The 22,059-nt window shown below is 73.0% G+C and carries 20 protein-coding genes; all 20 read left to right on the plus strand.

Annotated features, from left to right (window positions below; translation table 11 throughout):
- The first annotated feature begins 19 nt into the window (after positions 1-19).
- Positions 20-1,504, plus strand: a complete 1,485-nt coding sequence (locus ABZ192_RS24725) for an FAD-dependent monooxygenase (RefSeq protein WP_356926629.1) — start codon at positions 20-22, stop codon at positions 1,502-1,504.
- A 53-nt stretch (positions 1,505-1,557) separates the two neighbouring features.
- A complete protein-coding gene (locus tag ABZ192_RS24730; RefSeq protein ID WP_356926630.1) occupies positions 1,558-1,884 on the plus strand; it encodes a TcmI family type II polyketide cyclase in 327 nt (108 codons plus the stop codon).
- Positions 1,881-3,152: a beta-ketoacyl-[acyl-carrier-protein] synthase family protein gene (locus ABZ192_RS24735; protein WP_356926631.1), complete on the plus strand. Its 1,272-nt coding sequence runs from the start codon at positions 1,881-1,883 to the stop codon at positions 3,150-3,152. The genes ABZ192_RS24730 and ABZ192_RS24735 overlap by 4 nt, the downstream gene beginning before the upstream one ends.
- Positions 3,149-4,432: a ketosynthase chain-length factor gene (locus ABZ192_RS24740; RefSeq protein WP_356926632.1), complete on the plus strand. Its 1,284-nt coding sequence runs from the start codon at positions 3,149-3,151 to the stop codon at positions 4,430-4,432. Before ABZ192_RS24735 ends, ABZ192_RS24740 begins: the two co-directional genes overlap by 4 nt.
- Positions 4,429-4,710: an acyl carrier protein gene (locus tag ABZ192_RS24745; protein ID WP_356926633.1), complete on the plus strand. Its 282-nt coding sequence runs from the start codon at positions 4,429-4,431 to the stop codon at positions 4,708-4,710. The genes ABZ192_RS24740 and ABZ192_RS24745 overlap by 4 nt, the downstream gene beginning before the upstream one ends.
- Positions 4,703-5,488, plus strand: a complete 786-nt coding sequence (fabG, locus tag ABZ192_RS24750) for a 3-oxoacyl-ACP reductase FabG (protein ID WP_356926634.1) — start codon at positions 4,703-4,705, stop codon at positions 5,486-5,488. Before ABZ192_RS24745 ends, fabG begins: the two co-directional genes overlap by 8 nt.
- Before the next feature lie 49 nt (positions 5,489-5,537).
- The gene (locus ABZ192_RS24755) at positions 5,538-6,476 is read left to right on the plus strand and encodes an aromatase/cyclase (protein ID WP_356926635.1); all 939 of its coding nucleotides are present in this window, start codon (positions 5,538-5,540) and stop codon (positions 6,474-6,476) included.
- Positions 6,477-6,478: 2 nt separating this feature from the next.
- Positions 6,479-8,455, plus strand: a complete 1,977-nt coding sequence (locus tag ABZ192_RS24760) for an SDR family oxidoreductase (RefSeq protein WP_356926636.1) — start codon at positions 6,479-6,481, stop codon at positions 8,453-8,455.
- A 14-nt stretch (positions 8,456-8,469) separates the two neighbouring features.
- On the plus strand, positions 8,470-9,705 hold the full coding sequence (locus ABZ192_RS24765; protein ID WP_356926637.1) for an MFS transporter: 1,236 nt from the start codon (positions 8,470-8,472) through the stop codon (positions 9,703-9,705).
- A 3-nt stretch (positions 9,706-9,708) separates the two neighbouring features.
- Entirely contained in the window at positions 9,709-10,314 is a 606-nt protein-coding gene (locus ABZ192_RS24770; protein WP_356926638.1) for an NAD(P)H-dependent oxidoreductase, read from the plus strand.
- A 105-nt stretch (positions 10,315-10,419) separates the two neighbouring features.
- Positions 10,420-11,412, plus strand: coding sequence for a dTDP-glucose 4,6-dehydratase (gene rfbB, locus ABZ192_RS24775; RefSeq protein WP_356926639.1), 993 nt, complete (start codon positions 10,420-10,422; stop codon positions 11,410-11,412).
- Positions 11,412-12,818, plus strand: coding sequence for an NDP-hexose 2,3-dehydratase family protein (locus tag ABZ192_RS24780; protein WP_356926677.1), 1,407 nt, complete (start codon positions 11,412-11,414; stop codon positions 12,816-12,818). Before rfbB ends, ABZ192_RS24780 begins: the two co-directional genes overlap by 1 nt.
- Entirely contained in the window at positions 12,815-13,807 is a 993-nt protein-coding gene (locus ABZ192_RS24785; protein ID WP_356926640.1) for a Gfo/Idh/MocA family oxidoreductase, read from the plus strand. Before ABZ192_RS24780 ends, ABZ192_RS24785 begins: the two co-directional genes overlap by 4 nt.
- Positions 13,804-15,003 carry a dTDP-4-dehydro-6-deoxyglucose aminotransferase gene (locus tag ABZ192_RS24790; protein WP_356926641.1) on the plus strand — a complete coding sequence of 400 codons (1,200 nt, stop codon included), beginning with the start codon at positions 13,804-13,806 and terminating at the stop codon, positions 15,001-15,003. The genes ABZ192_RS24785 and ABZ192_RS24790 overlap by 4 nt, the downstream gene beginning before the upstream one ends.
- Positions 15,000-16,538, plus strand: a complete 1,539-nt coding sequence (gene desII, locus ABZ192_RS24795; RefSeq protein WP_356926642.1) for a dTDP-4-amino-4,6-dideoxy-D-glucose ammonia-lyase — start codon at positions 15,000-15,002, stop codon at positions 16,536-16,538. Before ABZ192_RS24790 ends, desII begins: the two co-directional genes overlap by 4 nt.
- The gene (locus ABZ192_RS24800) at positions 16,535-17,284 is read left to right on the plus strand and encodes a class I SAM-dependent methyltransferase (protein ID WP_356926643.1); all 750 of its coding nucleotides are present in this window, start codon (positions 16,535-16,537) and stop codon (positions 17,282-17,284) included. Before desII ends, ABZ192_RS24800 begins: the two co-directional genes overlap by 4 nt.
- A 94-nt stretch (positions 17,285-17,378) precedes the next feature.
- The gene (locus tag ABZ192_RS24805) at positions 17,379-18,212 is read left to right on the plus strand and encodes a hypothetical protein (protein WP_356926644.1); all 834 of its coding nucleotides are present in this window, start codon (positions 17,379-17,381) and stop codon (positions 18,210-18,212) included.
- Positions 18,213-18,282: 70 nt separating this feature from the next.
- A complete protein-coding gene (locus ABZ192_RS24810; RefSeq protein WP_356926645.1) occupies positions 18,283-19,623 on the plus strand; it encodes an activator-dependent family glycosyltransferase in 1,341 nt (446 codons plus the stop codon).
- On the plus strand, positions 19,608-20,867 hold the full coding sequence (locus ABZ192_RS24815; protein WP_356926646.1) for a nucleotide disphospho-sugar-binding domain-containing protein: 1,260 nt from the start codon (positions 19,608-19,610) through the stop codon (positions 20,865-20,867). The genes ABZ192_RS24810 and ABZ192_RS24815 overlap by 16 nt, the downstream gene beginning before the upstream one ends.
- Positions 20,852-22,036: a nucleotide disphospho-sugar-binding domain-containing protein gene (locus ABZ192_RS24820; protein ID WP_356926647.1), complete on the plus strand. Its 1,185-nt coding sequence runs from the start codon at positions 20,852-20,854 to the stop codon at positions 22,034-22,036. The genes ABZ192_RS24815 and ABZ192_RS24820 overlap by 16 nt, the downstream gene beginning before the upstream one ends.
- The last annotated feature ends 23 nt before the right edge of the window (positions 22,037-22,059 follow it).

Genomic DNA, 22,059 nt, shown 5'->3' on the forward strand with positions numbered 1-22,059 from the left:
GGTGACTTGGAGGAAGCGCGTGGACGCTTCGGTCGTCATATCCGGTGCGGGACCGGCGGGCCTCATGCTCGCCGGGGAACTGCGTCTCGCGGGCGTCGACGTCGTCGTACTGGAACGCCTGCCCGAGCCCACGGGGGAGTCCCGGGGACTGGGCTTCACCGCGCGCACCCTGGAGATCTTCGAACAGCGCGGACTGCTGGAGCGGTTGGGTGACATCGACACCCACGGCCAGGGGCACTTCGGCGGGCTCCCCCTGGACCTGAGCGTGCTCGGGGGTGCGCACCGGGCCGCCAAGACCGTGCCGCAGTCACAGACCGAGGCCCTCCTGGAGTCCTGGGCGCGGGAACTCGGTGCCGACATCCGGCGCGGCACCGAACTCGTCTCCCTGCGCACCGGTGTCGAGGACGACGAAGGTGTCGAGGCCGAGGTCCGCCGCCCGAACGGGACCCGCGAACGGCTGCGCGCCCGCTATCTGGTCGGCTGCGACGGCGGCCGCAGCACCGTACGCAAGGCGGCCGGCTTCGACTTCCCCGGCACGGCGGCCACGATGGAGATGTTCCTGGCCGATGTGAAGGGCGTCGACCTGGAGCCCCGCATGATCGGCCAGACCGTGGCGGGCGGCATGGTCATGGTCGGCCCGCTGCCCGACGGCGTCACCCGGCTCATCGTCTGCGAGCGGGGAGCCCCGCCCCGGCGCCGTACCGAGCCGCCGCCCTTCGCCGAAGTGGCCGCGGCCTGGCAGCGGTTGACCGGCATCGACATCTCGCACGCCGAGCCGGTCTGGATCAGCGCCTTCGGCGACGCGACCCGCCTGGTCACCGAGTACCGGCGCGGCCGGGTGCTGCTGGCCGGCGACGCGGCCCACATCCATCTCCCGGCCGGCGGCCAGGGCATGAACACCGGCATCCAGGACTCGGTCAACCTCGGCTGGAAGCTGGCCGCCGTGGTGCGGGGCAGTGCCCCCGAGACGCTGCTGGACACCTACCACACGGAACGTCACAGGGTGGGCGAGCGGCTGCTGATGAACACACGGGCCCAGGGACTGCTCTTCCTCAGCGGCGAGGAGATGCAGCCCCTGCGCGACGTCCTGCGCGAACTCATCGGATACGACGAGGTCGCCCGCCACCTCGCCGGCATGGTCTCCGGGCTGGAGATCCGCTACGACGTCGGCGGCGGCCGGCACCCCCTGCTGGGCATGCGCATGCCGCGCCTGGAACTCGTCCACGACGACGGCAAGACCACCACCGCCGATCTGCTGCGCAGCGGGCGGGGCGTGCTGCTCGACCTGGAGGACAACGCGGTGCTGCGCAGACGGGCCGCCCCCTGGCAGGACCGGATCGACGTGGTCACGGCCCAGGCGCATGGCGTGGAGCCCGGCGACGAACTCGCCGGCACGGCGGCCGCGCTGCTGCGTCCCGACGGCCATGTCGCCTGGGCCGCCCCGGGATCCGATCACGACCTGCCGATGGCACTGGACCGCTGGTTCGGTCCCGCACGTCGCTGAGCCGGCCACGGACGGCCCACTCCCGCACGAGGCCGTCCTTCGAAGGAGGAGAGATGCACAGTACGTTGATCGTGGCCCGGATGAACACCGCGTCCGAGGCCGAAGTGGCGGGACTCTTCGCGGAGTTCGACCGCACCGAGATGCCGCACACCATGGGAACCGTGCGCCGCCAGCTGTTCACGTACCGCGGCCTGTACTTCCACCTGCAGGATTTCGAGTCCGCCGACGGCGGTGACCGCATCGAGCGGGCCCGCACCGATCCGCGCTTCGTCACCATCAGTGAGGACCTCAAGCCGCACATCACCGCCTACGACCCCGACACCTGGCGCGGTCCCGCCGACGCCATGGCGCGTCGCTTCTACCTGTGGAGTGCGCGGTGAGCAGGCGTCGCGTGGCCATCACCGGCCTCGGGGTCACCGCACCCGGCGGGATCGGCGCCCCGGCCTTCTGGCAGCTGCTGACCGAGGGCCGCACCGCCACCCGCGACATCACGCTGTTCGACCCGTCACCGTTCCGCTCCCGGGTGGCCGCGGAGGTGGACTTCGACGCCGAAGCCGCGGGCCTCGGGCCGCAGGAGATCCGCAGAATGGACCGCGCGGCCCAGTTCGCCGTCGTCACCGCACGCGAGGCGGTCGCCGACAGCGGCCTCGACCTCGCGACCACCGACTCGTACCGCGTCGGGGTGTCCATCGGCACCGCCGTCGGCGCCACCACCGCTCTGGACCGCGAGTACCGCACGGTCAGTGACGGCGGCCGGCTGGACCCCGTCGACCACACCTACGCCCTGCCGCACCTGTACGACTACTTCGTCCCCAGTTCCTTCGCGACCGAGGTCGCCTGGGCGGTGGGCGCCGAGGGACCCGGCACCGTCGTCTCCACCGGATGCACCTCCGGCCTGGACGCGGTCGGCCACGCCGCCGAACTGATCCGCGAGGGCTCCGCCGACATCATGATCGCCGGCGCCACCGACGCCCCGATCTCCCCGATCACCGCGGCCTGCTTCGACGCCATCAAGGCGACCACCGCCCGCAACGACGACCCCCGGCACGCCTCACGCCCCTTCGACGCCACGCGCGACGGGTTCGTCCTGGGGGAGGGGGCCGCCGTGTTCGTCCTCGAGGAACTCGACCGGGCGCGGGCCCGCGGCGCACACGTCTACGCCGAGATCGCCGCCCACGCCACGCGCAGCAACGCCTACCACATGACCGGGCTGCGGCCGGACGGCCGGGAGATGGCCGAGGCGATCCGCACCGCGCTGGCCGAGGCCCGAGTCGCGCCCGAGGACATCGACTACGTGAACGCGCACGGCTCCGGCACCAAGCAGAACGACCGGCACGAGACCGCCGCCTTCAAACGCGCCCTGGGCGAACACGCGCGCACCACACCGGTCAGCTCCATCAAGTCGATGGTCGGCCACTCGCTCGGCGCCATCGGCTCCATCGAGATCGCGGCCTGCGCGCTGGCCATGGAACACCACGTCGTGCCGCCGACCGCCAATCTCCACACCCCGGACCCGGAGTGCGACCTCGACTACGTGCCGCGCACCGCCCGCGAACGACGCTGCGACACCGTACTCACCGTCGGCAGCGGATTCGGCGGATTCCAGAGCGCGGTGGTCCTCACCCGACCCGAGAGGTACGCCGCATGACCGGGGACCGGCCCGCCGCCGTGGTGACCGGACTCGGCGTCGCCGCGCCCAACGGTCTCGGCCTGGCCGACTGGTGGGCCGCCGTGCGCGCCGGCCGGAACGCCATCGGCCCCGTCACCCTGTTCGACGCGCGCGACTACCCCTCCCGGCTCGCCGGCGAGATCAAGGGGTTCGACGCCGCCGAGCACCTGCCCGGCAGGCTCCTGCCGCAGACCGACCGGATGACCCGGATCGCGCTGGTGGCCGCCGACTGGGCCCTCGCCGACGCCGGAATCGATGCCGAGGAACTTGCCGAGTACGCGATGGGCGTGGTGACCGCCGCCTCCTCCGGCGGCTTCGCCTTCGGACAGCGCGAGCTGGCCGCACTGTGGAGCAAGGGCAGCCGGTACGTCAGCGCCTACCAGTCCTTCGCCTGGTTCTACGCCGTCAACAGCGGCCAGATATCGATCCGCAACGGACTGCGCGGCCCGAGCGGTGTCCTCGTCGCCGACCAGGCCGGTGGCCTCGGCGCCATCGCCCAGGCCACACGCCACCTGCGGGGCGGCACACCGGTGATGATGGCAGGGGCCGTCGACTCGGCGCTGTGCTCCTGGGGCTGGGTCGCCCACCTGGCGGGCGGCCGGCTCAGCACGTCCGACGACCCCGAGGGCGCCTACCTGCCCTTCGACGAGCGGGCGGCGGGCCACGTGGCCGGCGAGGGCGGGGCGCTGCTCGTCGTCGAGGACGCGGAACGCGCACGGCGGCGCGGTGCGCCCCGGATCTACGGGGAGATCGCCGGATACGCCGCCACCATGGACCCCGCCCCCGGCAGCGGACGCCCACCCGGCCTCCAACGAGCCCTGGAATCGGCCCTGCGGGACGCCGGAACCGAGCCCGGCGAGGTCGACGTGGTCTTCGCCGACGCCGCCGGACTGCCGGAGTGCGACCTCATCGAGGCCGAGGCCGTCGGCAAGGTCTTCGGCCCTCACGGGGTGCCCGTGACCGCGCCCAAGACGACGACCGGGCGGCTGTACTCCGGCGCCGCACCGCTCGACGTCGCCATGGCGCTGATGGCGATGCGCGACGGCGTCATACCGCCGACCGCCCATGTCACGCCCTTCCCCGGCTACGACCTCGACCTCGTCACCGACCGACCGCGCCCGGCCCGGCTGCGCACGGCGGTCGTGCTCGCCCGGGGCCGAGGCGGCTTCAACTCCGCGCTGGTGCTCCGGCAGCACGCCCCGCACACCGGCGGTGGCACCGGACCCGCCGGCCACCGAGATCCAGAGAGGACGCCATGACCGCGACCGAGTTCACCCTCACCGACCTCAAACGCATTCTGCGCGAGGGCGCGGGAGCCGACGAGAGCGTCGACCTCGACGGCGACATCGACGACATCAGCTTCGAGAACCTCGGCTACGAGTCCCTGGCTCTGCTGGAGACCGGCACCCGCATCGAGCGGGAGTACGGCATCACCCTCCAGGACTCGGACCTGGCCGTCACCCGGACCCCACGGGCCCTGATCGGGGACGTCAACGCCTTGCTGCACCGCGACCCGCAAGGAGCGCTCCGTGACTGACCACGCTCCGCTCACCGCCCTCGTCACCGGGGGCACCAGCGGCATCGGACTGGCCGTCACCCGGGCATTGGCCGACCAGGGCCACCGGGTGTTCCTCTGCGCCCGCACCGAGGACGACGTCACACGCACCGTGAAGGACCTGCGCGCGGACGGCCTGGACGTGGACGGCGTCCCCTGCGACGTACGGGAACCCGACGCGGTCCAGGCCTTCGTACGACGGGCCGTGGACCGCTACGGCACCATCGACGTGCTCGTCAACAACGCCGGCCGCAGCGGCGGCGGCGTCACCGCCGAGATCACCGACGAACTGTGGTCCGACGTCATCGACACCAACCTCACCAGCGTGTTCCGGATGACCAGGGAAGTGCTGGTGGCGGGCGGGATGCGGGACAAGTCCCGGGGCCGCGTCATCAACATCGCCTCCACCGCGGGCAAGCAGGGCGTTGTCCTCGGCGCCCCCTACTCCGCCTCCAAGCACGGCGTCGTCGGCTTCACCAAGGCCCTCGGCAACGAACTCGCGCCCACCGGCATCACCGTCAACGCCGTGTGCCCCGGCTACGTCGAGACGCCGATGGCCGAGCGGGTGCGACAGGGATACGCCGCCGCCTACGACACCACCGAGGACGCGATCCTGGAGAAGTTCCAGGCCAAGATCCCGCTCGGCCGCTACTCCACCCCCGAAGAGGTCGCCGGCCTGGTCGCCTACCTGGTGACCGACGCGGCCGCGTCCATCACCGCCCAGGCCCTCAACGTCTGCGGCGGCCTCGGCACCTACTGATCCGCCGACCGACCGGCACACGACGCCGACCAGTTGAGGAGCGCTGACGATGACGACCCGTGAGGTCGAGCACGAGATCACCGTGCGTGCCGCCGCCGACGCCGTCTACCGGCTGATCGCCGAGGTGGAGAACTGGCCCACCCTCTTCCCGCCCACCGTCCACGTCGAACACCTCGAGCGCGGCGCCGACGACGAACGCATCCGGATCTGGGCCACCGCGAACGGCCGGCCCAAGACCTGGACCTCGCGCCGCACCCTGGACGACGACCGGCTGCGGATCGGCTTCCGCCAGGAGGTCAGCGCACCGCCGGTCGCCGCCATGGGCGGCGCCTGGCTGGTGGAACCGGCCGGGGCGGGGGAGTGCCGGGTCCGGCTGCTCCACGACTACCGTGCCGTCGACGACGACCCGGCGCACCTCGCCTGGATCGACCAGGCCGTCGACCGCAACAGCCGCGCGGAGCTCGCGGCACTGAAGGCCAACGCGGAACTCGCCCTGGGCGCCCGCGAGTCGACCCTCTCCTTCGAGGACAGCGTCCACGTCCAGGGCAGCGCGGCCGACGTCTACGACTTCCTCAACGACGCCGGCCGCTGGAGCGAGCGGCTTCCGCACGTCGCCGCCGTGACGCTGGAGGAGGAGACGCCGGGCATCCAGATCCTTCGTATGGACACCAAGGCCAAGGACGGCTCCACCCACACCACCGAGTCCGTCCGGGTGTGCTCGCCGCACCGCCTCATCGTCTACAAGCAGACCACGCTGCCCGCCCTGATGAGCCTGCACACCGGCGCCTGGGTGCTGCGCGAGGACACCCCGGGCAGCACGACGGTCACCTCCCGGCACACCGTGGTCGTCGACGAGGAGAACATCACCGCCGTACTCGGCCCCACGGCGTCGGTCGCCGATGCCCGGCGCCATCTGCGCGACGCCCTCGGAGCCAACAGCCGGGCGACGCTGGGTCACGCCAAGGCGCACGCGGAAGCACGACGCTGACCGTGGGCGGCACACCGCACACGGACGTCGTCGTCGTGGGCGCGGGACCCGTGGGACTGCTGCTGGCCGGAACGCTCCGATCGCACGGCGCACAGGTCACCGTCGTGGAGCGCAACACCGAACCGACGGGCGAGTCGAGGGCCTCCACGCTGCACGCACGGTCCATGGAGATCCTCGATGACCTGCGCCTGCTGGACCGCCTCGGCCCGCCACGCCCCGGCGGCACCGGCCACTTCGCGGGCCTGCCCCTGGACCTGACCGCCGCCGGTGCCACCTCCCACCCGGGCCTGTGGAAGGTGCCGCAGCCCCGGCTGGAGGCCGCGCTGGAGGAGTGGGCCCGCGAACTCGGTGCCCAGGTGCTGCGCGGCCGGCGGGCCACCGCCCTGGACGAGCGGGAGGACCGGGTCACCGTCACGACGGACGGTGCCGCCGGACCCTGCCCCGTCACCGGCCGCTTCGTCGTCGGATGCGACGGCCAGCACAGCGACGTCCGGCGCCTGCACGGATTCGGCTTCCCCGGCCTCGACGGCACCCGCGAACTGCTGCGTGCGGACATCACCGGCGTCCAGGTGTCCGACCGGCGCTTCGAACGGCTGCCGAACGGCCTGGCCATCGCCGCCCGCGGCCCCGACGGCACCACCCGGGTCATGGTCCACGCCCACGGCAGCGCCCCCCGGCGGCGTCCGGGCGGCGTGGAGTTCGCCGAGTTCGCGGCGGCCTGGCAGCGGGTGACCGGCGAGGACATCGGCGCCGCCACCCCGTTGTGGCTCAACGCCTTCGACGACACCTGCCGCCAGGTCACCCACTACCGCCGTGGCCGTGTGCTGCTCGCCGGGGACGCCGCCCACGTCCAACTGCCCGTGGGCGGCCAGGCACTCAACCTCGGACTGCAGGACGCGGCCGCGCTGGGACCCGCCCTGGCCGCGCACCTCAGCGGCCGGGCGGCCCTCGACCAGCTGGACACCTGCCTCACCGAACGGCACCGCGCCGGCGCCCGGACGCTCACCAACATCCGCGCACAGACCGAGTTGCTGTTCGGCGGCGCCCGCGTCGAACCCCTGCGCGCCGTCTTCGGCGAACTCCTCGGCATCGCGCCGGCGCGACGTCACCTCGCGGACCGTGTCAGCGGATTGGACACCCGCCCGGAGCCGGCCCCGCGGTCCGCCCCCCGGACACCGGAAGCCCACCCGATATCGGACGGAAGGACCAGGACCACCATGGAGCGACTCACCGACAGGACGGCACTCGTCACCGGCGCCAGCCGCGGCATCGGGCGGGCCGTCGCCGTCCGCCTCGCCCGCGAGGGAGCGCTCGTCGCCGTCCACTACGCCACCGGTGCCGAGGCCGCCGCCGAGACCGTCGCCGCCATCGAGAAGGAAGGCGGCCGGGCCTTCACCGTCCAGGCCGAACTCGGCGCCGCCGGAGACGTCCACGAGCTCTTCCTCGGCCTGGAGCGCGGCCTCAAGGAGCGCACCGGGCACACCCGGCTCGACATCCTGGTCAACAACGCCGGCATCATGGGCGGCAGCGCCCCCGAGGACGTCACCGTCGAGCACTTCGACCGGCTGATGGCGGTCAACGCACGGGCCCCGTTCTTCATCGTGCAGCGCGCCCTCACCCTCATGCCCGACGGCGGCCGCATCGTCAACATCTCCTCCGGGCTCACCCGTTTCGCCAACCCCGGCGAGGTGGCCTACGCCATGACCAAGGGCGCCGTCGAGCAACTGACGCTGCACTACGCCAAGCACCTCGGCCCGCGCCGCATCACGGTCAACACCGTCGCCCCGGGCATCACCGACAACGGCAGCCCGGTCTTCGACGACCCGGACGCAGTGGCGCAGATGGCGCAGCTGTCCGCCTTCGGCCGGGTCGGGGAGGCCGGGGACGTCGCCGACGTGGTCACCTTCCTCACCACCGACGAGGCCCGCTGGATCACCGGAGCGTTCATCGACGCCACCGGCGGCACCCTCCTGGGCTGAGACGGACGTCCACCGTGACGACCTCCCTCTCCCCGGGTCAGCCCGACACCGCCGGGCCCACGCGCCGCCCCCGGACTCTGCTGCTGGTGCTGACGGGCAGCATGCTGATCGACGCGCTCGAAGTGTCCCTGGTCCTGCCCGCGTTACCGGCCATCGGCAGGGAGCTGGGCCTGTCCCCGGTCGGCGCGCCGTGGCTGCTGGGCGGCTTCGCAGCCGGGTTCGCCGCCATGCTGCTGCTCGGGCCCGGATGCACGGCACGCTGGGGCCGACGCCGGGCCTACCTCGTCGCCCTGGCCGTCTTCGCCGCGGCCAGTGTCGTGGGCGCCCTGACCCACAGCGCCGCCCTGCTGATCGGTACCCGCGTGGTCAAAGGAGCGTGCGCCGCACTCACCGCCCCCCTGGGCATGGCCATCATCACCACCGCCTTCCCCGAGGGCCCGGCACGGCGCCGCGCCGTATCGGTCTACACCCTGGTGGGCGCCGCCGGATTCACCGTCGGGCTGCTGCTGTCAGGGGCGCTCGGCGACTGGCGCGCCGCCCTCCTCCTGCCGGGGCCCGTAGCCCTGGCCCTGCTCCTGCCGGCCCACCGCGTCCTCCCCCGGGACGGCGCCGGCCCCGCACCGCGCCCACGCCCCGCGCTGCTGGCCCACGGACCGCTGCTGCGCTCGGCCATCGGGGCGGCGACGCTCAACGGCACCCATCTGAGCCTGATGCTCGTACTGGTCCTGCACCTCCAGGAGGGCCGCGGACTCAGCCCGTGGCAGTGCGCCCTCGCCCTGCTGCCCGCCTGTCTGCCCCTGGCCCTCGCCGCACCGGCCGGCGCCGGACTCGTCCAGCGCTGCGGCGCCCCGCCGCTGATCGCGCTCGGCGCGGCCGCCGCCACCACCGGGTACGCCCTGCTGCTCGTCCGGGGCGAGCCGGGCGGCTACCTCAGCGGGCAGTTCCCGACGCTGACGCTGGTCGGGCTCGCGTTCGTGCTGTCCTTCACCGCCCTGCACCTGCACGGCGTCTCGGGCCTGGCGGCCGACGACCGCGCCGCCGCGGTCCCGCTGTACCAGACCGGCGTCCAACTCGGCGCCGTCCTGCTGCCGACCACCACCGGCGCCCTGCTCGCCGCCGGCGGCCACCGGTCGGCGCTGTACCTGATCACGGGAGCCGGCGCGACCGGCCTCCTCGTAGCCCTGGCCGGTCTGCTCCCGGCCTTCCTCAGCCGGGCACCGCGAACTCGAGCGAGCGGCAAGGAGAGATGACGAGTGACGACCCCGACCGTGAACGGTCCCGTGCGCCTCGCCGTGATCGTGGCGAGCGTCCGCGACGGCCGCTTCGCACCGGTGATCAGCGACTGGTTCGTCCGCCAGGTGGAGCGGCACGGCGGCTTCACCGCCGACCTGATCGACCTGAAGGACGAGCCGCTGTCGCTGACCATGCCCTCCTTGGGCCACGACGTCGACCCGCTCACCGAACGGACCCTGGCGGCGCTGTCGCCGCGGCTCGCCGCCGCCGAGGCGTTCGTGGTGATCACCCCCGAGTACAACCACAGCTTCCCCGCCGCCCTGAAGAACGCCATCGACTGGCACCTGGAGGAGTGGCGCGCCAAGCCCGTCGGATTCGTCAGTTACGGCGGCGTCAGCGGCGGCCTGCGGGCCGTCGAGCATCTGCGGCACGTCTTCGCCGAACTGCACGCCACCGCCGTACGCGACACGGTCTGCTTCCACACGCCGTGGCAGGAGGGGGCGGGCGAGGAAGCGCCGCACGGCGCCATGGGCGCCGGGGTCGCGGCCAAGACCATGCTCGACCAGCTCGCCTGGTGGGCCGGCGCCCTGACCGAGGCACGCGCCCGAACGCCCTACCCGGCCTGAGACCCGTACCGGTCCGGCGCGCCCCGACGACGGCCGCCGCCGCGACCGCATGACGACGAGGAGAACGACAGCCGTGAGGAATGCGGACGCCCCGCAGGTGCGGGCATGAGGCTACTGGTCACCGGAGCCGCCGGGTTCATCGGCTCCTGCTACGTACGGACCATGCTCGACGGGGGCTACCCGGGATACGAGGACGCCCGCGTCACCGTCCTGGACAGGCTCACCTACGCGGGACGACGGGACAACATCCCGGCCCACCCACGCCTCGACTTCGTCCACGGCGACATCGCGGACGCCGCACTGGTCCGCGAACTGCTGCCCGGGCACGACGCGGTCGTGCACTTCGCGGCCGAGTCGCACGTCGACCGGTCCGTCACCGACGGCGCCGACTTCATGACCACCAACGTCACCGGCACCCAGACCCTCCTTCAGGCCTGCGTCACCACCGGCGTCGCACGGTTCCTGCACGTCTCCACGGACGAGGTGTACGGCTCCATCGACACCGGGACCTGGACCGAGGACAGCCCGCTGCTGCCCAACTCGCCGTACGCCGCGTCCAAGGCGGCCTCCGACCTGGTCGTGCGGGCGTACTGGAAGACCCACGGGCTCGACGCCTCGATCACCCGCTGCTCGAACAACTACGGCCCCCGCCAGTACCCCGAGAAGCTCATCCCGCTGTTCGTCACCCGGCTGCTGCGCGGGCGCCCGGTGCCCCTCTACGGCGACGGCCTCAACCGCCGGGAGTGGCTGCACGTCGAGGACCACTGCCAAGCGGTGCACCTGGTGCTCACCGGCGGCCGGGCCGGGCGGGTCTACAACATCGGCGGCGGCACGGAGCGGACCAACGCCGAGCTCACCGAGCGACTGGTCAAGCTGCTGGACGCCGATCCCGGGCTGATCCGCCACGTCGCCGACCGCAAGGCCCACGACCGCCGTTACGCCCTGGACGACACCCGCATCCGCAGCGAACTCGGCTACCGCCCGCGCAAGGACTTCGACCAGGGCCTGGCCGAAACGGTGGCCTGGTACCGCGACAACCCCGAATGGTGGCGGCTCGCTGGGGCCGCCGAGCCCTTCACACGACACGGAGCTGGATGATGCTGTCGAAAGTCGCCCCGACCGTTCACCGCGCCCCCGGTGCCCTGCGGTCGCGCGAGGACACCACCCTGCCCGCACGCGTCGCACGCTCCGCCGCGGCGGCGGTGGGCGCCGGGCCCCGCACCGAGGACATCGTCGGCTGGCTGGCCGAGCGGACCCGCGGCCACCGTGTGGAGGACATCGCCTTCGACGAGCTGGAGGGCTGGTCGTTCGTCCCGGACACCGGGAACCTGGCACACCGCAGCGGACGCTTCTTCAGCGTGGGGGGACTGCGGGTCAGCGGTGCCGAGGGCCAGTTCCGGCAGTGGAGCCAGCCCATCATCGAACAGCCCGAGATCGGGATCCTGGGCATCCTCGCCCGGGAGATCGACGGCGTCCTGCACTTCCTGATGCAGGCGAAGATGGAACCCGGCAACCCCAACCTGGTACAGCTGTCGCCGACGGTGCAGGCCACCCGCAGCAACTACACCAAGGTGCACCGCGGCACGAACGTCCGGTACCTGGAGCACTTCACCCAGGCCGGCCGCGGTGCGGTGCTCGTGGACAGCCTCCAGTCGGAACACGGCTCCTGGTTCCACCACAAACGCAACCGCAACATGATCGTCGAGACCTTCGACGACGTCCCGGCCGCCGAGGGCTTCTGCTGGCTGACCCTCGGGCAGATCGCCCGTCTGCTGCGCCGGGACAACGTGGTGAACATGGACTCCCGCACCGTCCTGTCCTGTCTGCCCCTGCCACCGGTCCAGGGCGCCGACCGCGCCCTGCACGACGACACCTCCCTGCGTTCCTGGATCACCGGCGAGCGGGCGCGGCACGAGGTGCGCGCCGAGCGCATCCCGCTACGCGAGGTGACCGGCTGGACCCGGGGCAGGCACACCATCGACCACGAAGACGGGCGGTACTTCAGCGTCATGGCCGTGGCGGTCCAGGCGGCGGACCGCGAGATCGCCGCCTGGACCCAGCCGCTGTTCCGCCCGCACGGCACCGGCGTCACCGCCTTCCTGCGGCAGACCATCGAGGGCGTGCCGCATCTGCTGGTCCACGCCCGGGTGGAGGGCGGCTTCCGCGACACCGTGGAACTCGGCCCCACCGTGCAGTGCACCCCCCAGAACTACGGGCACCTGCCGGAGGCCGACCGACCGCGCTACCTCGAGCTGGTCAACGCCGCCGACCCCGCCCGGATCCGCTACGCCGCGCTGCACTCCGAGGAGGGCGGCCGGTTCATGGCCGCCCAGAGCGTCTACTCCGTCGTGGACGTCACCGAGGACGAGGTGCCGCTGGACTGCCCGCCCGGCTACCGCTGGGTGACCCCCGCGCAGCTCGCCTCGCTCGTGCGGCACGGCCACTACCTCAACGTGCAGGCGCGCACGCTGCTCGCCTGCCTGACCACCGGAGCGGTGTCGTGACGGACCCCGTGGTACGCATCGGGCTGCTCGGCTGCGCCGAGATCGCCCGGCGCCGCCTGCTGCCCGTCATCGCGACGCATCCCGGGCTGCGGCTCACCGCGGCGGCGAGCCGCAGCCCCGCCAAGGCCGACGCCGTGGCCGCACAGTACGGCTGCCGTGCCGTGTACGACTACGACGAACTCCTCACCCGTGACGACGTCGACGCCGTGTACGCGCCCGTGCCCGCGGCCCTGCACGCCCGGTGGGTCGAGGCCGCGCTCAAGGCCGGCAAGCACGTGCTGTCGGAGAAGCCGCTGACGACGCGGACGGACCGCACACGGGACCTGCTGTCCCTCGCCGACGGCCTCGGGCTCGTGCTGATGGAGAACATGATGTTCGTCCATCACTCCCAGCACACCGCGGTACGCCGTCTGCTCGACGAGGGCGCCATCGGAGAACTCCAGGACTTCCAGGCCTCCTTCGCCATCCCGGCACTGCCGCCCGACGACATCCGCTACGACGCCGAGCTCGGCGGCGGCGCCCTGCGGGAGCTGGGGGTCTACCCCATCCGCGCCGCCCTGCACCTGCTCGGCGCCGAGCTGAGGGTGGTCGGAGCGGTGCTGCGCGCCGGCCCCGGACGCCGCGTGGAGACCTCGGGAGCGGCCCTGCTCACCCGCCCCGACGGCGTCTCGATCCAGCTCACCTTCGGCCTCGACCACGCCTACCGCTGCCGCTACCAGCTGTGGGGCACCGAGGGCCGGATCACGCTGGACCGGGCCTTCACACCGCCCGCGGACCACCGCCCCGTCCTCGTCGTCGACGGACGCACGGGCGGCAGCCGCGAGATCGTCCTGCCCGCCGACGACCAGGTCGGCAACACGCTCAGCGCGTTCGCCGCGGCGGTGCGCTCGGGGACGTCACCCGACCACTCCGAGTGTCTGCGCCAGGCGCATCTCCTGGACGAGGTGTACCGCGTCGCCGCACCGACATCCACCTGGGGGACGACATGAAGCGAGCCGTCGGCGACCTCGCGCTCTTCGGCGGCCGCTCCGCCTTCCTCCAGCCCGTCTACGTCGGGCGCCCGCACCACATCGACCGCGCCCGGCTCTTCGACCGCATGAACTGGGCGCTGGACAACCAGTGGCTCACCAACGGCGGCCCGCTGGCCCTGGAGTTCGAGGACCGCGTGGCCGAGATCGCGGGTGTCCGCAGCTGCGTGTCCACCTGCAACGCCACCACCGGCCTGCAACTGCTGTTCCACGCGGCCGAGGTGACCGGCGAGGTCATCATGCCGTCGCTCACCTTCGCCGCCACGGCCCATGCGGCGCGCTGGATCGGCCTGGAGCCGGTGTTCGTCGACGTGGACCCGCTGACCGGCGGCGTCGACCCCGACGAGGTCGCGGCCCGGATCGGACACGACACCGGAGCGATCGTCGGCGTCCACCTGTGGGGCCGGCCGTGCGCCGTCGACGAGTTGGAGAAACTCGCCGCCGAGCACGGGCTGCCGCTGTTCTTCGACGCGGCGCACGCCATCGGGTGCAGCCACGCCGGCCGGCCCGTCGGGGGCTTCGGCACCGCCGAGGTCTTCAGCTTCCACGCGACCAAGGTGGTCAACGGATTCGAGGGCGGGGCGATCGTCAGCGACGACGACGAACTCCTGCGGCGGGTGCGCGCCCTGCACAACTTCGGCATCGGCCTGCCCGAGGGACACCCGGCCGGCGGGACCAACGGCAAGATGAGCGAGGCCTCGGCGGCCATGGCGCTGACGTCCCTGGACTCCTTTCCCGCGGCCGTCCGGCACAACCACGACAACTTCGCCTTCTACCGGGCCGAACTGGCCGATCTGCCGGGCATCACGGTCGTACCGCACGAGCCCGGCGAGGCGCACAACTACCAGTACGTCGTCGTGCTGGTCGACGAGGAACGCACCGGCATCGGACGCGACCTGCTGATGCGGGTGCTGCGCGCCGAGAACGCCATGGCGAAGCCGTACTTCTCACCCGCCTGCCACGAGCTGGAGCCCTACCGCTCCCGCCGCTCGGTACGGCTGCCGCACAGCGAGCGGCTGGCGGCCCGCGCCCTGGCCCTGCCCACCGGTTCCGTCGTCTCCCGCGAGGACATCCGCCGGATCTGCAACGTGATCCGGCTCGCCGTGACGCACGGCCACGAAGTGTCGGCCCGCCGGCAGAAAGGAGCCGGAGCATGATCCCGGGAACGACGTCGACGACCGGCCGGGCCCGGGAGGCCGTCGAACGCTGCGCCCTGCCCGGCGCCGACCCCGCGACGGCCGTGCCGGCGCTGGCCGCCGTCCTGGTGGAGGACGGGCACTGCGCCACCGACGAGGCCGCCCGGGTGGCTCCCCCTCTGATCGAGCTGTGCCGCCACTACGGCAACGAGCCGTTCACGCCGCTGGAGGAGGTCCGCCGCCGGCTCGGGACCGACAAGGGCGCCTTCGGGCGGCTGCTGGAGCTGTCCCGGCGCGTGCCCGAACTGGGCGCGGCCGTCCTCGCCGGGCCCGCCGGCAAGTACTGGTCCAACACCGTTCTGCCGCTGGAGGAGGCGGGCGCCTTGCAGGCGGCCCTGACCGGCACTCCCGCCCTGCCCCACATCCTCGGGCTCTATCCCGGCCCCACCTGCATGTTCCGCTGCCACTTCTGTGTCCGCGTCACCGGCGCGCGCTATGCGGCGTCCGCGCTGGACGAGGGCAACGCAGTGCTCGCCTCGGTGATCGACGAGATGCCCACGCACAACCCGCACGCCCTGTACGTCTCCGGCGGGCTGGAGCCCCTGACCAACCCCGGCCTCGGCGCCCTGGTCGCCCGCGCCGCCTCCCGTGGCTTCCGCATGACGCTGTACACCAACGCCTTCTCCCTCACCGCGCAGACGCTCGGGCGGCAGCCCGGGCTGTGGGACCTGGACGCCGTGCGCACCTCGCTGTACGGACTCGACGACGCCGAGTACGAGGCGACGACGGGCAAGAAGGGCGCCTTCACCCGGGTGCGGGACAACCTCCTGGCCTTCCAGCGGCTGCGCTCCGCACAAGGGCACCCCGTGCGGCTGGGTCTGAACCACATCGTGCTGCCCGGCCGGGCCCACCGCCTGCTGGGGCTCGTCGACTTCATCGCCGAACTCGACGCCGGGGCCCCCGACCGCCCCGTGGACTTCCTGAACCTCCGTGAGGACTACAGCGGCCGTCCCGACGGCCGGCTCACCGAGCGGGAGAGAAGCGAACTGCGAGACGTACTCCACGCCTTCGAGGAGAAGGCGGCCCGGCTGACCCCCACCCTGCGCGTCGACCTCGGCTACGCCCTGCACGGCCTGAAGGCCGGGGCGGGCGCCGTGCTCCCCCGTATCCGCCCCGAGGACATGCGGCCGGCCGGCCATCTGCCGGTGGCCGCGCAGATCGACCTCCTCGGCGACGTCTACCTCTACCGGGAGGCCGGCTTCCCCGGCCTGGCCGGCGCCGAGCGCTATGTGGCCGGACGGGTCGGCCCCGGCACGACACTCCGTGAGGTGGCCGAGCGATTCGCCTCCGGTCCCGGTGTCGACCCCCGGCCCGGCGACGAGTACTTCATGGACGGCTTCGACCAGGTCGTGGCGGCCCGCCTGAACCAGATGGCCGCCGACACCGCGGCGGGCTGGGGCGACCGGCGCGGCTTCCTGAACACCCGGCCACCCGCCCCCGCCGACTCGCCCCGCACGTCATTGGCTCCCCACTTGGACACGAAAGGCGGAACATGACCGACACCACTGCCACCAGCCTCTTCGACCACGGCGACGTGTATGAGGCCATCTACCGGGGGCGGGGCAAGGACTACGCGGCCGAGTCGGCCCGCATCGTCGACCTGGTGACCGAGTACCGCCCCGGCGCCACCTCCCTGCTCGACGTGGCGTGCGGCCCCGCGTCCCATCTCGTCCACCTCGCACCCCACTTCGACCGTGCGGAGGGCATCGACCTGTCGCAGGACATGCTGCGCGTCGCCCGCACCCGGGCACCCGGACTGCGCTTCCACCAGGGCGACATGCGCGCCTTCGACACGGGGACCACCTACGACGTCGTGTTGTGCCTGTTCAGCTCCATCGCCTACGCGACGCGGACCGACGAACTCGACGCCACCCTGCGCTGCATGGCCCGCCATCTCAACCCCGGCGGACTCCTCGTCGTCGAACCGTGGTGGTTCCCCGAGGACTTCCTCGACGGCCACGTCGGTGCCGACGTCATCACGGTCGACGGCCGCACCATCGCCAGGATCTCGCACTCCACGTCCGACGCCGGTGCCACCCGAATGGACGTGCACTACGTCATCGCCGACCCCGAGGACGGCATCCGGCACTTCTCCGACACCCACCGGATGACGCTGTTCGAGCGCGCCGACTACGAAGCCGCCATCGAACGAAGCGGCCTGATGGGGCATTACCTGCCCGCCGAGAAGGCAGGGCCCGGTCTGTTCGTCGCGGTGCGACCCGCGCGGGCGAGCGCGGCCTGACCGGATTCCCTTCCGACCGGAGCGCCGACGCCCGGCCCGGCAGGGCGCCTCGGATCCCCGGCCCGCATCCACCGATCACCACCGGGAGCACCTCATGCACAGCCCCCTGGCCCGCAGGACCGCCACCGCCACGACCGTCGCCCTCCTGCTGCTGGCCGGCAGCGTGGCTCCGGCCGTCGCCGACGCGGCCGACGCCGGCCCACGAGCCATCGCGGCGTCCGCGGCGCGGGACGCGCGGATCCTGGACATCACCTCGACCGACAAGGCGATGACGGCACCGGCCACCGCCACGCCCGGACCGACGACCTTCCGCTCCACCACCACCCACGAGGGCTCCGGATGGGTCGGCCTGGCCCGGATCGGTGACGGCGGGGCACTGACGTACCTCGGGGGAGCGGTCGTCCACCCCGGCCGGCCCGGCCTGTTCACCCAGACCCTCGAACCCGGCCAGTACCTGCTGTTCGATTACCTCCACACGCTGGAGGGAGCCCAGCCGCGTGAACAGCGGCTCACCGTCTCAGGGTCCGCCTCGGGCCGCGCCGTCCGGCCCAGCGCCACCATCGTCTCGCACGACACCGGCGCCGGACCCCGGTTCGAGGTGCGCGGCACCCTGCGCGCCGACCGGCCCTTCCGCTTCGTCAACACGCTCGCCGGCCAGTACAACGAGGCCGTCCTCTTCCCGCTCGACAAGGACGTCACCCGCGCCGAACTCCAGGAGTTCTTCGACGCCCTGAACGACGGGGCCTCGCCCACCCCGCCCTTCGACACCTCCGTGGGCCTGGGCTGTCTGCCGTTGTCCCCGGGCCGGTCCGCGGACATCCAGGTGCCCCTCGGCAAGGGCCGCCACGTCCTGGTGACCTGGGTCCGCGACGCGAGCGGGAAACTGCTCGCCCAGCAGGGCCAGTTCGAAATCGTCGAGGTCCGCTGAGCGACACCCGGGCCGTCCCGATCCGTGCGCGGCCGAGCCGCGCGCGCGAACAGCGAAGGAGTGCGCTCCCATGCGAGTGGTGTTCGCCACCTGGCCCGCCACCACCCACCTCTATCCGATCGTGCCGCTGGCCTGGGCCCTTCAGAACGCCGGGCACGAGGTACGCGTCGTCAGCTACCCCGGCCTCGCCGAGACCACCGTCGCCGCCGGACTCACCGCGGTGTCGCTGGGCCGGCAGGTCGATCTGACGCCGGCCGCGCCGCTCGACGAAGCCTGGCTGGACCGGCTCGCCCGCGACCTCGACCCGGGGCCCGAGCAGGCGCACCTGTGGGAGTGCTTCCGGCACCGCATGCTGCCCGTGCTGTCCTTCCACTACCCGGGACGTCCGCCCGCCGCCGGACAGCGGGCGATGGTCGACGACCTCGTCGACTTCGCCCGCACATGGCAACCCGACCTGATCCTGTGGGACCCGGCCTTCCTGGCCGCCCCCGTCGCCGCCCGCATGTCCGGCGCCGCACACGCACGCCTGCTGTGGGGTCTGGACTACTTCGGCTGGATCCGGGCCGCCTGCGCCGAGCTGAGCAGGCGCCCGGGCGCGGACCCGGTCGACGACCCCCTCACCCTGCTGACCGAGCCCATGCTGCGCCGCTTCGGGATCGACGCCGACGACGAGATGTTCCTCGGCCAGTGGACTCTCGATCTGATGCCGCCCGGCATGCGGCTCCCCCTGACCAACCGCACCGTCCCGGTACGAGCCATCCCCTACCAGCGCGTCGGCGTCCTGCCCGACTGGCTGCGCGACCCACCCGACCGGCCCCGCGCGTGCCTGACCCTCGGCGTCACCAACCGCGAGCGTGACATCGCCAGCACCGTCCCCATCCCGGAGGTCCTGGACCTGCTCGCCGACATCGACCTGGACATCGTCGCCACCCTCGACGCCGGCCAGCTGCGCGCGGCGCACCGCGTCCCCGACAACGTCCGCACCGTCGACTACGTCCCCCTGAACCAGCTGCTCCCGACCTGCTCCGCGATGGTCCACCACGGCGGCTTCGGCACCTTCGCAGCGGCGGCCGCCCACCGCGTCCCACAGCTCGTCACCGGCGCGCTCAGCTCCTGGGACAGCGGCATCTCGGCGGGCACCGCCCACTTCGTGCAGCGACGCGGCGCCGGACTGGCCCTGGACGGCGACGCCTTCACACTGGACGCCCTGCGGGACGGGCTGCTCGCGCTGGTACACGACCCCGCGTACGCGCGCGGAGCGGACGAACTGTACCGGGATCTGCTGGCCACTCCCGGCCCCGCCGAGGTCGTACCGCTGCTGGAGGAACTGACGACCCGGCACCGCCTCCGGCCCCTCCCGGCCGGCTCCCCGACCGCACCGAGTGAGGACACCGCATGCGCGTACTCATGATCACCACCCCGGCGGGTTCCCACTTCACCCTGCTGGTCCCCATGGCCTGGGCCCTGCGCGCCGCGGGCCACGAGGTCCTGGTGGCCGGACAGCCCGACGTCCTCGACGACATCGCCGCGGCCGGGCTCAACGCCGTACCGGTCGGCGACCCCTTCCACGGCCTCGACATCGTGCGCGCCTTCCTCGGAGAGGAGCGGCGCCCCATCGAGGCGATCCCGCGAGCCACCCCCGAGACCGCCGGGCAGCACGGCTGGGCATGGATGAACCACGCCCGGTACCTGCTGCCGCGCTACCTCGAACTGGCCCGCGCCTGGCGGCCCGACCTCGTCCTCGCGGACACACTGGAGTACTGCTCGCTCATCGTCGGCGGGGCCCTCGGCGTCCCGGTGGTCCACCACCGCTGGGGCGCCGACCCCTTCGGGGACGAGGCCCGCGCCGCGATGCGCCCCCATCTCGCCCGCTGGTGCCGGGACGCCGGAGTGGCCGAACTCCCCGAGCCCGACCTGCTGCTCGACCCCAGCCCGCCGGGGCTGCGCCTGCCCGGGACGAAGGAGGGCGCGCCCCTGCGTTACGTCGCCTACAACGGCAACGGCGCCCTGCCCGACTGGCTCCGGCAGGACATCGAACGCGGGCCGACCGGCACTCGCCGCGTCGCCGTCTCGCTCGGCTCACGCACCCTCGCCCTCAACGGTGTCCCGCACATGCGCACCGTGCTGCACGCCCTGGGTGCCCTGGGCGACGTCGAGATCGTGGCCACCGTCGGCCCCGGTTACCGGGACCGGGTCGGGCCCGTCCCGCCCAACGTGCGGATGGTCGACCCCGTACCGCTGCACCTGCTGCTGTCCACGTGCGACGCGATGGTCCACCACGGCGGTGGAGCGAGCACCCTGACCGCGACCTGGGCGGGGCTGCCGCAGCTCGCCCTGCCCCAGATGGCGGACCAATTCGCCCACGGCGAGCGGCTGACCGCTGCCGGGGTCGGGATCACCCTGGACACGGCCGAGGCCCAGGACGACCCGCGACGGGTCGCCGAAGCGGTGGCCGACCTGCTCGCCGAGCCCGCCTACCGCGCCGCCGTCGACCAGCTGCGCGGCGAGATGGAACTCATGCCCACCCCCGCCCGGGTCGTGCCGAGCCTGGAACGGCTGGCGGGCCAGGAGACCGAGAGGGCCGAGAGGGCCGAGAAGGCCGAGAGGGCCGAGAAGGCCGAGGACAAGGAGGAGGCCCCGTGCGTGTCCTCGTGACCAGCACGCCCCTGTCCACGCACTTCCTGCCCCTGGTCCCGCTGGCCTGCGCGCTGCGGGCGGCCGGCCACGAGGTGCTGGTGCTCGGGCAGCCCGACATCCTGGCCGCCGTGCGGTCGGCGGGCCTGAACGCCGTCGTGATCGGGGAGCGGGTCGGCACCGACGACACCATCGTGGGCCATCTGAGAGGCGAGGAGCGGCTCATCCACACCTACGGCCGCCCCGCCCCGGAGGATCTCGCGGGCTACCCCGACACCTGGATCGAGCACACCGTGCGGCTGGTCCCGGAGTATCTGCGCTTCGCCCGCGCCTGGCGCCCCGACTTGATCGTCTCCGACCCCCTCGAGTTCAAGTCGCTCGTCGTCGGCGGCGTCCTCGGTGTGCCGGTCGCGCACCACCGTTGGGGCGTCGACCCCCTCTCCCGCGCCATGCGTGAGGGTGCCCGGCCGGGCCTGGCCGGACTCTGCCGTGAGCTGGGCCTGCCCGCGCTGCCTGATCCCACCGTCGTGCTGGACCCGTGCCCGCCCTCGCTGCAACTGCCCGACGCCGAACCGGCACGGACGATCAGGAACGTCCCGTTCAACGGCAACGGACCGCTGCCGTCCTGGCTGTCCGACGAATGGCTGTCCCCGCCGGGCGACGGCGCTCGGCGCCGGGTCGTGGTGTCCATGGGTGCGCGGACCCTCGCGCTGAACGGCGTGCCCCTGATGCGCCGCGTGCTGCACGCCTTCGACGGGCTGACGGGCACCGAGGCGGTGGCTACGATCGAGCCGGAGTACGCCGAGCGCGTCGGGGACGTCCCGGACAACGTCCGCGTCATCGGCCCCACCCCGCTGCACCTGTTCCTGGACAGCTGCCACGCGATGGTCCACCACGGCGGTACCGGCACCGTCACCACGGCCACCGTCCACGGCCTGCCCCAACTGGCCCTGCCCCAAGCGGCCGACCAGTGGGCCAACGGGGACCGCCTCGCCGAGGTCGGCGCGGGCATCACCCTCGACACCGCCGAGGCCCAGGACGACCCGGCCCGGGTGCGCGACGCCGTCGTACGGATCGTCACCGAGCCGTCGTACCGCGAAGTGGCCGCCGGACTGCGCCGCGAGGCGGAGCGCATGCCCAGCACGGCGGCGGTCGTGGAGGGCCTCGAACAGCTCGCCGCCCGTCCCTGACCCGCCCCGTGCCGCAGACATCG

Origin of the sequence: Streptomyces sp. NPDC006235 (genome assembly GCF_040613735.1) — a bacterium.
Classification (GTDB): domain Bacteria; phylum Actinomycetota; class Actinomycetes; order Streptomycetales; family Streptomycetaceae; genus Streptomyces.

What these genes read in the sequence shown, in the direction of transcription:
- ABZ192_RS24730 (WP_356926630.1), top strand. Translation starts at nt 1,558, where the DNA reads ATGCACAGTACGTTGATCGTGGCCCGGATGAACACCGCGTCCGAGGCC.
- ABZ192_RS24755 (WP_356926635.1), top strand. Translation starts at nt 5,538, where the DNA reads ATGACGACCCGTGAGGTCGAGCACGAGATCACCGTGCGTGCCGCCGCC.
- ABZ192_RS24745 (WP_356926633.1), top strand. Translation starts at nt 4,429, where the DNA reads ATGACCGCGACCGAGTTCACCCTCACCGACCTCAAACGCATTCTGCGC.
- ABZ192_RS24805 (WP_356926644.1), top strand. Translation starts at nt 17,379, where the DNA reads ATGCACAGCCCCCTGGCCCGCAGGACCGCCACCGCCACGACCGTCGCC.
- ABZ192_RS24740 (WP_356926632.1), top strand. Translation starts at nt 3,149, where the DNA reads ATGACCGGGGACCGGCCCGCCGCCGTGGTGACCGGACTCGGCGTCGCC.
- ABZ192_RS24780 (WP_356926677.1), top strand. Translation starts at nt 11,412, where the DNA reads ATGCTGTCGAAAGTCGCCCCGACCGTTCACCGCGCCCCCGGTGCCCTG.
- ABZ192_RS24815 (WP_356926646.1), top strand. Translation starts at nt 19,608, where the DNA reads ATGCGCGTACTCATGATCACCACCCCGGCGGGTTCCCACTTCACCCTG.
- rfbB (WP_356926639.1), top strand. Translation starts at nt 10,420, where the DNA reads ATGAGGCTACTGGTCACCGGAGCCGCCGGGTTCATCGGCTCCTGCTAC.
- ABZ192_RS24810 (WP_356926645.1), top strand. Translation starts at nt 18,283, where the DNA reads ATGCGAGTGGTGTTCGCCACCTGGCCCGCCACCACCCACCTCTATCCG.
- ABZ192_RS24800 (WP_356926643.1), top strand. Translation starts at nt 16,535, where the DNA reads ATGACCGACACCACTGCCACCAGCCTCTTCGACCACGGCGACGTGTAT.
- ABZ192_RS24790 (WP_356926641.1), top strand. Translation starts at nt 13,804, where the DNA reads ATGAAGCGAGCCGTCGGCGACCTCGCGCTCTTCGGCGGCCGCTCCGCC.
- desII (WP_356926642.1), top strand. Translation starts at nt 15,000, where the DNA reads ATGATCCCGGGAACGACGTCGACGACCGGCCGGGCCCGGGAGGCCGTC.